General features: G+C 65.4%; 13 protein-coding genes. 7 read left to right on the top strand and 6 right to left on the bottom strand.

Annotation, left to right across the window (positions count from 1 at the left end; all coding sequences use genetic code 11):
- Positions 1-369: 369 nt before the first annotated feature.
- Genes A0W70_RS01260 through hisD form a run of 3 tightly spaced genes read right to left on the bottom strand, consistent with a single transcriptional unit; the run spans position 370 to position 3,019 of the window.
- On the bottom strand, positions 370-627 hold the full coding sequence (locus A0W70_RS01260; RefSeq protein WP_070987573.1) for a DUF3565 domain-containing protein: 258 nt from the start codon (positions 625-627) through the stop codon (positions 370-372).
- On the bottom strand, positions 627-1,712 hold the full coding sequence (gene hisC / locus A0W70_RS01255; protein ID WP_070987571.1) for a histidinol-phosphate transaminase: 1,086 nt from the start codon (positions 1,710-1,712) through the stop codon (positions 627-629). The genes A0W70_RS01260 and hisC overlap by 1 nt, the downstream gene beginning before the upstream one ends.
- A complete protein-coding gene (gene hisD / locus A0W70_RS01250; RefSeq protein ID WP_070988242.1) occupies positions 1,709-3,019 on the bottom strand; it encodes a histidinol dehydrogenase in 1,311 nt (436 codons plus the stop codon). The genes hisC and hisD overlap by 4 nt, the downstream gene beginning before the upstream one ends.
- A 146-nt stretch (positions 3,020-3,165) precedes the next feature.
- Between hisD and A0W70_RS01245 the strand changes: the two genes are divergently transcribed.
- The gene (locus tag A0W70_RS01245) at positions 3,166-5,121 is read left to right on the top strand and encodes a monovalent cation:proton antiporter family protein (RefSeq protein WP_070987569.1); all 1,956 of its coding nucleotides are present in this window, start codon (positions 3,166-3,168) and stop codon (positions 5,119-5,121) included.
- A gap of 112 nt (positions 5,122-5,233) precedes the next feature.
- Positions 5,234-5,512, top strand: coding sequence for an oxidative damage protection protein (locus tag A0W70_RS01240; RefSeq protein ID WP_070987567.1), 279 nt, complete (start codon positions 5,234-5,236; stop codon positions 5,510-5,512).
- A gap of 222 nt (positions 5,513-5,734) precedes the next feature.
- Here A0W70_RS01240 and A0W70_RS01235 read toward each other — a convergent pair whose 3' ends face one another.
- Complete coding sequence (locus A0W70_RS01235; RefSeq protein WP_070987562.1) at positions 5,735-5,953, bottom strand: helix-turn-helix domain-containing protein; 219 nt, start codon at positions 5,951-5,953, stop codon at positions 5,735-5,737.
- A 179-nt stretch (positions 5,954-6,132) separates the two neighbouring features.
- Between A0W70_RS01235 and A0W70_RS01230 the strand changes: the two genes are divergently transcribed.
- The 3 genes from A0W70_RS01230 to cysI all read left to right on the top strand — a co-directional run bounded on the left by A0W70_RS01230 (position 6,133) and on the right by cysI (position 10,644).
- Positions 6,133-6,606 (top strand): helix-turn-helix domain-containing protein, encoded by a 474-nt coding sequence (locus tag A0W70_RS01230; protein ID WP_175443030.1) that lies wholly within the window; start codon positions 6,133-6,135, stop codon positions 6,604-6,606.
- A 193-nt stretch (positions 6,607-6,799) separates the two neighbouring features.
- Positions 6,800-8,617, top strand: coding sequence for an assimilatory sulfite reductase (NADPH) flavoprotein subunit (locus A0W70_RS01225; protein WP_070987558.1), 1,818 nt, complete (start codon positions 6,800-6,802; stop codon positions 8,615-8,617).
- A gap of 314 nt (positions 8,618-8,931) precedes the next feature.
- Positions 8,932-10,644, top strand: a complete 1,713-nt coding sequence (gene cysI, locus A0W70_RS01220) for an assimilatory sulfite reductase (NADPH) hemoprotein subunit (protein WP_070987557.1) — start codon at positions 8,932-8,934, stop codon at positions 10,642-10,644.
- Between the two features lie 47 nt (positions 10,645-10,691).
- Here the strand turns inward: cysI and A0W70_RS01215 are convergent, their stop codons facing one another.
- Together A0W70_RS01215 and A0W70_RS01210 are read right to left on the bottom strand one after the other, a co-directional pair.
- Positions 10,692-11,117 carry a DUF4399 domain-containing protein gene (locus tag A0W70_RS01215; RefSeq protein ID WP_070988241.1) on the bottom strand — a complete coding sequence of 142 codons (426 nt, stop codon included), beginning with the start codon at positions 11,115-11,117 and terminating at the stop codon, positions 10,692-10,694.
- A gap of 82 nt (positions 11,118-11,199) precedes the next feature.
- A complete protein-coding gene (locus tag A0W70_RS01210; protein ID WP_070987555.1) occupies positions 11,200-11,496 on the bottom strand; it encodes an MTH1187 family thiamine-binding protein in 297 nt (98 codons plus the stop codon).
- 144 nt (positions 11,497-11,640) lie between these two features.
- Between A0W70_RS01210 and ttcA the strand changes: the two genes are divergently transcribed.
- Positions 11,641-12,525: a tRNA 2-thiocytidine(32) synthetase TtcA gene (gene ttcA, locus A0W70_RS01205; RefSeq protein ID WP_083330675.1), complete on the top strand. Its 885-nt coding sequence runs from the start codon at positions 11,641-11,643 to the stop codon at positions 12,523-12,525.
- Positions 12,526-12,529: 4 nt separating this feature from the next.
- Positions 12,530-12,817 (top strand): DUF1289 domain-containing protein, encoded by a 288-nt coding sequence (locus A0W70_RS01200; RefSeq protein ID WP_070987551.1) that lies wholly within the window; start codon positions 12,530-12,532, stop codon positions 12,815-12,817.
- Positions 12,818-12,851 lie beyond the last annotated feature (34 nt).

The following is a 12,851-nucleotide window of genomic DNA, read 5'->3' as shown; positions in this document are numbered from 1 at the left end:
AGCCTCTCGCTGTACGAGGGCCCGGCCGCAAGGTCGGGCCCTTTCTGTTTGCGGCGAACGAACAGCGATTACTGAGGAAATAGAACCACGAATGAACACGAATAAACACGAATGCTGCCGCAGGGCGTATCAGCCCGCGGAGGAGCTTCGCTGGAAGGTTGCTTCCAGGGAGAACCCGAAGATACAAACCACAGATGAACACCGACAAAAGAAAAAGTCGGCGGAAAGTGGCCGCGAACGCTTAAGTTCAACTTATCGCTGATTTTTTGCCTTATCTGTGTTTGTCTGTGGTTCCCCGTGAGCATCCCGGCACCACCGACGCATCAGCGCAATTTCAGAAGGACCGGACGCCCTCATACCCATTCGTGTTCATTCGTGTTCATTCGTGGTTCCCGACCTCCCATGCCCCGCAGAAGTATCGGATCCCGCGGGCACAGGCTCGCCGCGGTCGCATTTGACGCAGTCCATGGGAGTGCCGATGGCGGCGGCGCGCTGTTCGGGGTCGATGACCCACGGGCGGCTGAACCAGGGGGGTCGGTGGCGGACATGCCGGGTGTGGCCGCAGTCGAGGTCGGCGACCCAGTCATCTTCCGCATCGGTGTGGAATCCGACGATCCGGCGTTCCATCAGGCCACCGCGCTGACCTGGCGCTTCAGCGCCTCCGCGAGCAATGCGTTCTCGGTCGGTGTACCGACGGTCACGCGCAGGCAATCCGCCAGGGCCGGATGCGCGCCATCCAGGCACTTGATCAGGATACCTTCGGCGAGCAGCCCCTCGAACAGCCTTCGGGCGGATCCCGCCGGTACCCGCAGGAGTATGAAATTGGCGGCGCTTGGATAAACCGTCACACCCGGCAGGGCGGCCAGTGCCGCAGCCAGCGCATCCCGTTCCCTGCGGATCTCTGTCGCCTGACGGTCCAGGCGGTCGAAATGTTCGAGCGCGAACGCGGCCCCGGCCTGGGTCAACGCGTTGACATTATACGGCAGTCTCAGCTTGTCGATTTCGCCGAGCCAGGCGGTCGGCCCCGCCAGGAAACCCAGCCGTAACCCCGCCAGCCCCAGCTTGGACAATGTCCGCAACACGACGACGTTGTCACGGTCACCGAGCTCGCCGATAAAGCTGTCCTGGGCGAAGGGCTGATAGGCCTCATCCACAACGACCAGACCGCGTGCCACGTCGGCAACCCGGTGAACTTCGGCACGCGGCCATGCGTTGCCGGTCGGATTATTCGGCCACGCAAGCCAGATGACCGCCGGATCGTGCGCCTCGATCGCGGCCTCCATCGCCGGCATATCCAGACCGAAATCGGCCGTGAGCGGGACGCCGACGAATTCCAGCCCGCAGAACGTGGCGATCATGCGATACATGACGAAGGTGGGCTCGGGCGCAAGGACCTTCGCGCCGGGCCGGGCCAGCGCCAGGGTCACCAGCTGGATCAGTTCGTCCGAGCCGTTGCCGAGCAGGAGCGCCTGGTCTTCGGGCAACCCGGTGTGCTCCCGCAGGCTTGCCACCAGTTCGGTAGCCCGCGGATCGGGGTAGCGGTTGACGCCGACCCCGGCCACCCGCGCCGCCCACTCGGCCCGGATGTCTTCATCGGGCCAAGTGTAGGGATTTTCCATCGCGTCCAGCTTCACCACCTCCCCGACCTCGGGGACGTGATAGGCCGCGAGCGCCTGGATATCCGGCCGGATCCAGTCGCTGGCCGGGCTCATGTCTCCGTCCCGGGCAGCCGGGCTTCGGCCGATTCCGCGTGCGCGGCCAGGCGCTCACCGCGCGCGAGGGTCGCCGCGGTCGGTGCGAGGCGCGCCGCGCCCTCCGGGGAACACCCGAGCAGGCTGGTCCGCTTCTGGAAATCGTAGACGCCGAGTGGCGACGAGAAACGGGCCGTGCGCGAGGTCGGCAGCACGTGGTTCGGACCGGCGCAATAATCCCCGAACGCCTCGGGCGTATGACGACCGAGGAAAATCGCGCCCGCGTGCCGGATCCGGGGGGCAACCGATTCGGGATCGTCGACGGAGAGCTCCAGGTGCTCGGGCGCGATACGGTTGGCCACGGCGACCGCCTCGTCGAGGTCCCGCACCCGGATCAGGGCGCCGCGGGCGGCGAGCGACGCGCCGATGATGTCCCGCCGCTCCTGCTCCGGCAGCAGGCGGTCGATCGCGGCGGCCACCCGGTCGAGGAAATCGCCGTCCCAGGAGACGAGGATCGCCTGGGCCTCCTCATCGTGTTCGGCCTGGGAAAACAGGTCCAGCGCGATCCAGTCCGGGTCCGTCGCGCCGTCGCACACCACGAGGATCTCCGAAGGCCCCGCGATCATATCGATGCCGACTACGCCATAAACGAGTCGCTTGGCGGTGGCGACATAGGAATTGCCCGGCCCGACGATCTTGTCCACCGCCGGCACGGATTCGGTACCGAAGGCCAGCGCCGCAACCGCCTGGGCACCGCCAATGGCGAACACCCGATCCACCCCCGCGATCGCCGCGGCGGCGAGCACCAGATCGGTCACCTCGCCACCCGGCATGGGCACGACCATCACGAGCTCATCGACCCCGGCGACTTTCGCCGGGATCGCATTCATCAGCACGGAGGAGGGATAGGCCGCCTTGCCACCGGGAACGTACAGACCGACCCGGTCGAGGGGCGTGACCTGCTGCCCCAGCAGGCTGCCGTCCGCGTCGCGATAACTCCAGCTATCAAGCTTCTGGCGCTGGGCGTAGTCCGCGAGCCGCTCCGCGGCGTGCTCGAGGGCACCCCGCTCAGCGGCCGACAATCTTGCGAGCGCGGCATCGAGGGCTTCACGTCCGAGTTCCAGATCGGCCATGCTCTGCGCGTCGCGCCGATCGAAACGGTTGGTCAATTCCACGACCGCCGCGTCACCCCGCACGCGGACATCCTCGATGATCTGCTGGACGGTCTGAAGGATGTCGGCATCCGCGGTTCCACCATCGTGCTGCAGATTCGCCAGACGTCGAGTGAAATCCGCGTCCGCGCTGTCGAGGCGATTCATGTCGACCATCGTATCCATTCCGTATTGCTGGCAGGAGGGACCGCCACCGGGGCGGGCATGTATTATCCCCCGTGAACCGCGTCAGTGAAACAAGCTGGTAGACCGATCGGTTCAGCGACCGCGATCCGCATACACGGACGTCTCACGAGGACTGAATGCACGCACCCGAAGCCTTCTACGACCTCCTGATGCTGCTGTTGATCGCGGTTGGCGCCGCGGCGGTATTCCTGCGCCTGCGCCTGCCCGCCGTGCTCGGCTATCTGGCGGTCGGCCTGGCCGCGGGGCCCAGTGCGTTCGCGCTGGTTCAGGACGTCGAAACGATCCGTTCACTCGCGGAACTCGGCGTCGTCCTGCTGCTGTTCACCATCGGCCTCGAGATGTCCCTCCCGGCGCTTGCGCGCATCCGCGGCGCACTGCTGGGGCTCGGCGGCGCCGAGGTCGTGATCGCGTCGGTCGTCACGTACTTCGCCGCCCGTGCCATGGGCATCGACGTGCCGGGCGCGGTCGTCCTCGGCGGCGTCGTCGCCATGTCGTCCACCGCGATGGTCACCAAACAGCTCACCGATCAGCTCGAACTCGGTCAGCACCACGGCCGCTCCGCACTCGGGGTCCTGCTGTTCCAGGATCTGGCCGTGGTGCCTTTCCTCGTGATCGTATCCGGCCTCGCCAACCCGGGCGAATCGCCCATCGCCGTGGCGCTCGGTATCGCGCTGGTAAAAGGCGCACTTGCTCTCGGAGCCATCCTGGTCGCAGGCCGCTTTCTGCTGCGGCCCGCGCTGACCGGCGTCGCGGCCCTGCAGTCACGTGAACTGTTCACGCTGACGGCCCTCGGCGTCGCCCTGGGTTCGGCCTGGCTGACGGCGAGCCTCGGTCTATCGCCCGCTCTCGGCGCCTTCGTGGCCGGCATCATGCTCGGCGAGAGCCCCTACCGGCACACCATCGAGGCGGAAATCCGCCCGTTTCGCGACGTCCTGCTGGCGCTTTTCTTCGTCAGTATCGGCATGCTGCTGGACCTCTCGATCCTGCCGGTGGCGTGGCCGTGGATCCTGCTCCTCTTCGGCGCCCTGGTCGTCTTCAAGTTCGCACTGGTGTTCCTCCTCTGTCGCCTCGCCCGGATGCCGCTGGAGGCCGGCGCGCGTACCGCGTTGGTGCTGGCGCACGGTGGCGAGTTCGGATTCGCCCTCCTGACGATCGCGCTCGATGGCGATCTCCTGCCGCCCGATTACGGGCAGGCCGTGCTCGCCGCACTGCTGTTGTCGATGGCAGTGGCCCCGCTTGCCCTGCGTTTCAACCGGGCGATCGTGCAGTGGTTCGTACCCCCGGCAGCGGCGAACGCCGCTGGAGCGGCACCGGGACCGGACAACGAGTCGGCCGGCGCCGTTCTGCTGGTCGGGTTCGGGCGTGTCGGACAGCAGGTGGCGCGGCTGCTCGATGAAGCCGGTCTCACCTGGAACGCGATCGATCGCGATCCGGTGCGCGTGCAGAATGCCCGCGCGAGCGGCGCCCCGGTCACCTACGGCGATGGCACGCACCTCAATCTGCTCGAAGCGGCCGGGCTCAACCGGGCCCGCGCGCTCGCGCTGACCCTCGACGACCCGGATGCCGCCATCCGCACGATCCATCAGGTGCGCACCGCGCAGCCGGATCTGCCCATTCTCGTCCGGGCCCCGGACGACGGGCATCTGAACGAACTGCTGGACGCGGGCGCGACGGAGGTGATCCCGGAGACGCTCGAAGCGAGCCTGATGGTGGCGTCGCATCTGATGTTCCTGCTGGGTCAATCAACCGACGACGTCATGCGACGGATCCGGTCGGTGCGACACGACCGCTACGAGATGCTGCGCGCCCTGTTTCCGGGATCGGAGGACGCCGATCCCGAGCGGCTGGAAATGCGCGCGGTCACGCTCCCGGGAGCGGCCGGCAGCGTCGGCGAGTCGATCGGCGCCCTGGGGCTGGATGCCCTGGGCGTGCAGGTCGCTACACTGACCCGCGCGGGCACCCGAACCGACGCCCCGGACGATGGCACCACGCTTGCCCCGGGGGATGTGGTCGTGATTACCGGAACGCCGGCGGCCCTCGACCGGGCGGAAAAGCGCCTGATCCGTCGCTGAGCGCGCGCCGTTTCGCCCGATTCGCGGGTCGCGGATTCCCGCATTGGCGCAAGGGATGTCACCATAGAGGGCTGAGGATCACATTGTCCTCCCGACCACAAGCGGAGACGTCATGGGCAACACCGTTCACTGCATCAAACTCGACCGCGAAGCCGAGGGCCTGGACCGCCCCCCCTACCCCGGCGAACTCGGACAGCGCATCCATGCCCAGGTCTCGAAAGAGGCGTGGCAGATGTGGCTGCAGCATCAGACGATGCTGATCAATGAAATGCGCCTGACGCCCGTGGACCCGAAGGCACGGCAGTTTCTCGAGAGCGAGATGGAAAAATTCTTCTTCGGTGAGGGCTCGCAGCGGCCGGAAGGATACGTGCCGCCGGGAGAGGAGTCCTAGGAGTCTGTCCGAGAGACCCGGACAGCCTCCCAGGTGTCGCGAACGGAACCAAACGCCCTTTTCACGGTCCGAAGTCGGGGCGCGATTGCACAACCTCATCGCGCTGGTTATGCTCCATGTTTACATGGCTATAGAATATCTATGGAAACCGGGTGGCCTGAGCAGGCGAATAACCTTCCATGCCCCCGGGATCGCGGCCCCGGAGAAATCCGCGAGTGTGATTCATTCGTTTGGTGCGGTGTAGTCCTTGCGATATCGTTCCGGCCAGATGATTTCCGGGTCGAGACCGATTTCCGCGGCGATGACCCGCTCCATGCGCGGGTAACGCGAGGACAGTGCGTTGCGAACCGCCTGGCGCGTAACGCCCAGATCACGGGCAAGCTGTGACAGGGAGCTGCCCCGTATGCGCAACTGGAACTTGATCCATTCGTTGCGCTGCATGGGATCAGCAGGAATTGTTTCGGGATCGGGAACCGTAGTCATGGAAGGAACTTAGCGCGCTATATGTTGCATGTCAATGTAACAGGTTGTTACAAGAGACCGCTACCCCAGCAGTTGGTGGCTGGGTCATAATTCAAAAAATATAACTTCGCCTCGACATGAGGCTTCAGGATACTGCCGTGACCATAGAAGACCAGGATATCGTGTACCCGGGCAGCCCCGAGCTGAACGATCCGGCCGCATTCCCGGCCCGCCTGGAGGCGTTGATTGGCGGCATGAGCGTACGCGCTTTCGCGCGTAAGGCCGGCGTATCGGATACCTTCCTGCGCCAGTGCCTGGCAGGCAGGACCGAACCGACCCGTACCAAACTCCTCGCCATTGCCGAAGCGGGCGGAACCACCGTGGAGTGGATCGCCACCGGGCGCTCCGACTCATCCGCTCAGCCAGCAGTCGCCGATCATGCCCCGGTCGACCGGGATCTGCTCGAATCGATCATCGAGATCGCGGAGCAGGTGCTGGAGGACGCCGGAAGCCAGCTGGCGGCAGGGCGCAAGGCGCGGCTGATCAGTGCCCTCTACGAGATGCACGCCGGCTCCCGACTCGAATCGATTTCACGCGAAACGATCCACCGGCTGGTCGCCAGTACGGTGTGACCGAAACCCGGGAACACCTACCCCTGAAGTGATGGCCTCCGGCCTCTCTGCGACGCCGTGCCGCCGGCCGGCTCCGTTGCATAGGTCCCGATTGAATATCAATATAAAAATCGAGACTTTTTCATTATAACGGTGCCGGTATACCTTTTCTCCGCAATGCCGCCCGATCGGCGGACCCACTGCGGAGCGCAGCATGTCGAACCCGTTACTGACCGAATCCAACAGCCCGCTGAACCGGGATCAGGCGCAGCGTCTGAGTGATGTCGTTTCCGACCTGCGGAGCGATCAGATTACCTGGCTGAGCGGATACCTCGCTGGCCTGACCGCCGCCGGCGCCGCCGGGGCGCCCGCGGACGCACAGCAGGCGGCTGCCCCGGCCGAGGCGCCGGAGGTCACGATCCTGTTCGGCTCGCAGACGGGCAATGCCGAAGAGGTCGCGCAGCAGGCCGCACGCAGGGCCGAAGCGCGCGGCTTCCGTCCGCAAGTCATCGACATGGCGGATATCAAGAAGCCCCAGCTCAAAGCGGCCGAGCGCCTGCTGGTGGTCGTCTCCACCCATGGGGAAGGCGATCCGCCGGACACGGCCGCCGAGCTGCACGAACTGGTCGGTTCGAAAAAGGGCCCGCCGCTCAAGGACACGAAATTCTCCGTGCTGGCGCTTGGCGACACCAGCTACGAGCACTTCTGCCAGACCGGACGGGACTTCGACCGCCGCCTCGAGGCGCTGGGCGCGACCCGCGTTCACCCCCGCACCGACTGCGACGTCGATTTCGAGGATCCCGCCGAGGCGTGGATCGACGGCACCATCGAGGCCCTGGCCGGCGACCTCGAGGCACCGCCATCGAACGTCGTCGCCTTCGGCCCGGTCGGAGGCCAGAGTGACAAATCCGCCTGGTCGAAGAAAAATCCGTTCACGGCCAGTCTGCTCGACAACGTCGTCCTGAATGACCAGGGCTCCGGCAAAGAGACCCGGCACATCGAGGTCTCGGTCGAAGACAGCGGCCTCGAGTGGCAGCCGGGTGATTCGCTCGGTGTACTGCCGCGCAACAGCGAGCGCGACGTCCAGGACGTGCTCGCCGCGATCCGCTTCTCGGGCGACGAAACGGTCACCGGCCCGCGCGGCGATATCACGCTGACCGAGGCGCTGACGCACGATTATGAGATCACGACTCTGACCCGGCCGTTTCTGCAGGGGTGGGCTGAACTGACCGGTGCCGACGATCTCCACGCGCTACTGGGCGACGATAACCGCGACGGCCTGCGCGAATGGATGCATGGCCGCCAGTTGATCGACGTACTGCAGGCCTGGCCCAGCGACTCGCTGACGCCGCAATCGTTTATCGACCGCCTGCGCAAACTGCCGGCGCGCCTGTACTCGATCGCCTCGAGTTGCGCCGCGAATCCGGACGAGGTGCACCTGACGGTCGCGACGGTGCGCTACGAGACTCACGGCCGCGAGCGCGAGGGCGTGGCGTCCACCTGGCTCGCCGATCGCATCGATGACGACACGCCGCTGCCGGTGTACATCGATCACAACAAGAATTTCAAACTACCCGATGACGACGGTGCCCCCGTCATCATGATCGGCCCGGGCACCGGGGTCGCACCGTTCCGGGCGTTCGTTGAGGAACGTGAACACCGTGGCGCCGAGGGCGCGAACTGGCTGTTCTTCGGCGAACAGCATTTCCACACCGACTTCCTCTACCAGCGCGAGTGGCTGCGCTGGCGTGAACAGGGGGTGCTCGACCGCATCGACGTCGCATTCTCGCGCGACCAGGCCGAGAAGGTGTATGTCCAGGACAAGCTGCGCGAGCGCGGTGCCGAAATCTACGAGTGGCTGGACCAGGGCGCCTACGTATACGTCTGCGGCGACGCGGAGTACATGGCGCCGGACGTGCATCAGGCCCTGGTCGACGTCATCGCCGAGCACGGCAACCGTTCCCAGGAAGACGCGGCCGCGTGGCTCGGCCAGTTGCAAAAGGACAAGCGCTACCAGCGCGACGTGTACTGACCAGCGACCTTGGGACCATGATGCGGTGGAAGTGTGGCTCCCCGGAAAGTCGATCTCTCGCCAAGACGCCAAGCCCGCCAAGGAAGGCGATGAATGCGCCGAAAACGGCGAATGCGATTGGAGCGCCGACCGCATACGTAGTCGCGTCAGGTCAGTTCGATCACGGACCGGACCGCGGTAGGCTGCCGTGCACTGGCACCATTGCATCATGCTTTTCTCCGCCTTCCTTGGCGGGCTTGGCGTCTTGGCGAGAGACCTACGTTTTTTGATTACGATAATCTGGCGTCGGACCTGGCGCCCCGAACGAGGTTTGCATGAGCAACGATGACATCGATCTCGACGCACTCGACCCGACCGAGCGCATCAAGCATGACAGCAATTTCCTGCGCGGCACGATCGAGCAGGGCCTGGCGGACGAGGTCACGGGGGCGATCGCCGAGTCGGATACCAAGCTGCTGAAATTCCACGGCAGCTATATGCAGGACGACCGCGACGTCCGCGCCGCCCGCCAGAAGAAGAAGCTCGAGCCGGCGTACTCGTTCATGATCCGCCTGCGTATGCCCGCGGGCGTGTGCACGCCGCAGCAGTGGCTGGCGCTCGACGATATCGCCACCCGGCACGCCAACGGCACGCTGCGGATAACCACCCGGCAGACCTTCCAGTATCACGGCGTCATCAAGCGTGATCTGAAAACGACCATGCGCGCCATCAACGACACGCTGCTGGATACCATCGCCGCCTGCGGCGACGTCAATCGCAATGTGATGTGCAGCCCGAATCCTTACGCATCGGAGATCCATTCCGAGGTATTCGAGTGGTCGAAACGGATCAGTGATCATCTGTTGCCGCGTACCAGTGCCTACCATGAGATCTGGCTCGACGGCGATAAGGTGGCCGGCGGCGAGCCCGACTTCGAGCCAATCTATGGCCCGCGCTATCTGCCGCGCAAATTCAAGATTGCGGTCGCCGTGCCACCGATGAACGATGTCGACATTTACGCCAACTGCCTCGGATTCATCGCGATCACCGATGACAAGGGCGAACTGGCGGGCTTCAATGTCACGGTCGGCGGCGGCATGGGCATGACCCATGGTGATACGGCGACGTATCCGCGTCTCGCCGACGTGATCGCGTTCTGCCGCCCCGATCAGAGCGTGGCCGTCGCCAAGCAGATCGTGGCCCTTCAGCGCGACTATGGCGACCGCGTGAACCGAAAACACGCGCGCTTCAAGTACACGGTCGACGATCATGGTCCGGAATGGATCCGCAGCGAGCTCGAACACCGCCTTGGCTGGTCACTCGAAGACCCGCGCGACTTCCATTTTGAGTCGAACGCCGACCGCTATGGCTGGGTCGACGGCGCGGACGGGCGCGGACACTTCACGCTGTTTGTCGAGAACGGCCGCATCAAGGATGAAGGCGAGTGTCGCATGCTGACGGCCCTGCGCGAGATCGCGCGGGTACATGACGGCGAATTCCGGATGACGCCGAACCAGAACGTGATCATCTCGAAGGTGGCCGACCAGGATCGCCCTCGGATCGAGGCGATCCTTCGGGATCACGGCATCGATCCCGACGCCGACCGCTCCGCCGTGCGCCGCAGTTCGATGGCCTGCGTCGCCTTTCCGACCTGCGGCCTCGCCATGGCGGAATCGGAGCGCTACCTGCCCTCACTGATCGACCGGATCGACGCCATGATGGCGGAGAACGGACTGCAGGAAGATGCCATCATCGTGCGGATGACCGGCTGCCCGAACGGCTGCGCCCGGCCCTACCTCGGGGAGATCGGGTTCGTGGGCAAGGCGCCGGGGAAATACAATCTGTATCTGGGCGCCGGTTTCCAAGGGCAACGCCTGAACAAGCTCTACCGCGAGAATATCGGCGAGCCGGAGATTCTCGCGGAACTCGAGCCGATGATCGGCCGGTACGCGAAAGAACGCGAAGACGGCGAGCCGTTCGGCGATTTCGTGATCCGTGCCGGATACGTCCACGCAACGACGGCCGGACGGAACTTCCACCACGTGTAAGTCGGGTCCGGCCGGGCAACACCCCGTCGCTTGCCAGGCCGGAACGCCTATTCGACCTGAATCGTGATCCGGGGCGAGGCCACCACCGGTCGGTGCGGGACATGATTGCGGTCCCCCATCAACAGCTGCAGCGTATGCTCGCCCGGTTCCAGTTCGATCACGGTCTCGGTCTGCCCCCCGCCGAAATGCCGGTAGGTGTCGTTCGAAGGGATCGGCTGGTCCATGGCCGGCAGATCACCGTCCACGATCAGGTGATGGTGGCCCGTGGCTTCCACCCCGACGCCGGCCGGCGCCACGCCGATTCCATGCGCGCCGAACCGGACTTTGACCGGCGACTGAACGGTCTCACCGTCGGCCGGTGAAATGAAATACAGCCGCGCGTCTTCGGGGGCCGGCGTACGCTCGGCCGCCACCGTGACACCGCCATGCAGCAGCGCCACCAGCGCGACCGTCCGCAGAATCCATTTGCCCATCGTCATCTCCAGGACGCCATCCTGTTGATGAGTGTGGCAAGGAATCGGCCGAAATCAATGGCGGCAGGCACGATGGCCGGTGTTACCCTGGGCTGCCGACACTGTCGACCTTGTCCGCGAGGGACTGGTCGCGGTCCGTGCGGGTGCCCAGTTTCAGGCTGGAGTGGATTCGCGGCGCCCCCATCTCATGAACGCGCTCGTGGCATTCGCGCACGGCCGCCATTGCCGCCTCCCATTCGCCCTCGAAATTGGTCCCGTAGGCGTGCAGTTCCGGCTCGAACCCGGCCGCGCGCAACACATCCTGACAGGCACGCACGTAAGGCGACACGGATACACCGACACCGAGCGGCACCAGACACAGTTCCACCATCACTTTCATCGCCGATCTCCCGGGCACGCCGGTGCGCGCCGTTTTTACCTCCGCAATTCACCAGTACGGCCCATCGCCTGAAGGTGGCGCTTCGCCCCGGAGGCCATGGCCGCTATAATTGACAGGTTGTACGCGATCCAGCCCGGAAAAACGATGCCGCTCACCCCGCTCCCCGATTCGGTCAATGCCCGCAAACTGCATCGCCGCCTGAAACGCCAGGTCGGCCAGGCGATCGCGGACTACGAGATGATCCGCGACGGCGAGCGCGTCATGGTCTGCATGTCGGGCGGCAAGGACTCACACGCCCTGCTGGACATCCTGCTTGAGCTGCAGCGGCGCGCGCCCGTGCGTTTCGAACTGGTCGCCGTCAATATGGACCAGAAACAGCCGGATTTCCCGGAGCACATCCTGCCGGACTATTTCCGCGAGCGTGGCGTGGACTGGCACATCATCGAGCAGGATACGTATTCGGTCGTCACCCGCGTCGTGCCGGAAGGCAAGACGATGTGCGGTCTCTGCTCGCGCATGCGCCGCGGCGCACTCTACGCCTGGGCCGCCGAGAACGGGATCGACAAAATCGCGCTCGGCCATCACCGCGACGACATCCTCGAGACCTTCTTCCTGAACCTGTTCCATGGCGGCCGGCTGAAGGCCATGCCGCCGAAACTGCGCTCCGATGACGGCCGCAACGTACTCATCCGCCCGCTGGCGTACGCGAGCGAGCGCGATATCGCGAAATACGCGCACCTGCGGGACTTCCCGATCATCCCCTGCAACCTCTGCGGCTCGCAGGAAAACCTGCAGCGCCAGAACATCAAGGGCATGCTGGCCGACTGGGAACGCGAGCACCCTGGACGCACGGAGACCATGTTCTCCGCGCTCCAGAACGTGGCGCCGTCGCAACTGGCGGACCGCGAGCTGTTCGACTTCGCCGGACTCGAGGCGGACACGCCCGATACCGACACCACGGTCGGGCCCGCAGCGGCCCCGACCGACCCGATCGCCCTGCGCTGGTTCGACCGCGCCCGACTGAGCTGAGCCGATGACCGACGCGAACACCGGCAATCCCGCCGTAGAGCTGCCCGACGACCTGCTGGACCAGAGCCCCTGCGTGGGTGTCTGCCAGCTCGACGCGCACGACCGCTGCCTCGGTTGCGCCCGAAGCCGTGCGGAGATCGCGGCCTGGGGTTCGATGACGCCGGAACAGCGCGATGCCTCGAACCGCCGCAACCTGCCCAACGCCCATCCGGCGGTCGCCGTGCGCCTGCTCGGTTATCCGCTCGAGCAGAACCAGCCACGCCGCCGCGGCGGCCGCAACCGCAACCGCTGACGCACAAGACAACGAATCAACAGACAGTGGGCGC

Source organism: Halofilum ochraceum (genome assembly GCF_001614315.2).
GTDB lineage: Bacteria > Pseudomonadota > Gammaproteobacteria > XJ16 > Halofilaceae > Halofilum > Halofilum ochraceum.
The sequence above is the reverse complement of the archived record's forward strand: the minus strand, read 5'-3'. Positions and strand labels throughout refer to the sequence as shown.

Excerpts from the sequence above, each read along its gene's own strand:
- A0W70_RS01235 (WP_070987562.1), bottom strand. The coding sequence starts at position 5,953 with ATGCAGCGCAACGAATGGATCAAGTTCCAGTTGCGCATACGGGGCAGC.
- A0W70_RS01240 (WP_070987567.1), top strand. The coding sequence starts at position 5,234 with ATGGGCAACACCGTTCACTGCATCAAACTCGACCGCGAAGCCGAGGGC.
- ttcA (WP_083330675.1), top strand. The coding sequence starts at position 11,641 with ATGCCGCTCACCCCGCTCCCCGATTCGGTCAATGCCCGCAAACTGCAT.
- hisD (WP_070988242.1), bottom strand. The coding sequence starts at position 3,019 with ATGGTCGACATGAATCGCCTCGACAGCGCGGACGCGGATTTCACTCGA.
- A0W70_RS01200 (WP_070987551.1), top strand. The coding sequence starts at position 12,530 with ATGACCGACGCGAACACCGGCAATCCCGCCGTAGAGCTGCCCGACGAC.
- hisC (WP_070987571.1), bottom strand. The coding sequence starts at position 1,712 with ATGAGCCCGGCCAGCGACTGGATCCGGCCGGATATCCAGGCGCTCGCG.
- A0W70_RS01225 (WP_070987558.1), top strand. The coding sequence starts at position 6,800 with ATGTCGAACCCGTTACTGACCGAATCCAACAGCCCGCTGAACCGGGAT.
- A0W70_RS01210 (WP_070987555.1), bottom strand. The coding sequence starts at position 11,496 with ATGAAAGTGATGGTGGAACTGTGTCTGGTGCCGCTCGGTGTCGGTGTA.
- A0W70_RS01245 (WP_070987569.1), top strand. The coding sequence starts at position 3,166 with ATGCACGCACCCGAAGCCTTCTACGACCTCCTGATGCTGCTGTTGATC.
- cysI (WP_070987557.1), top strand. The coding sequence starts at position 8,932 with ATGAGCAACGATGACATCGATCTCGACGCACTCGACCCGACCGAGCGC.
- A0W70_RS01260 (WP_070987573.1), bottom strand. The coding sequence starts at position 627 with ATGGAACGCCGGATCGTCGGATTCCACACCGATGCGGAAGATGACTGG.
- A0W70_RS01215 (WP_070988241.1), bottom strand. The coding sequence starts at position 11,117 with ATGGGCAAATGGATTCTGCGGACGGTCGCGCTGGTGGCGCTGCTGCAT.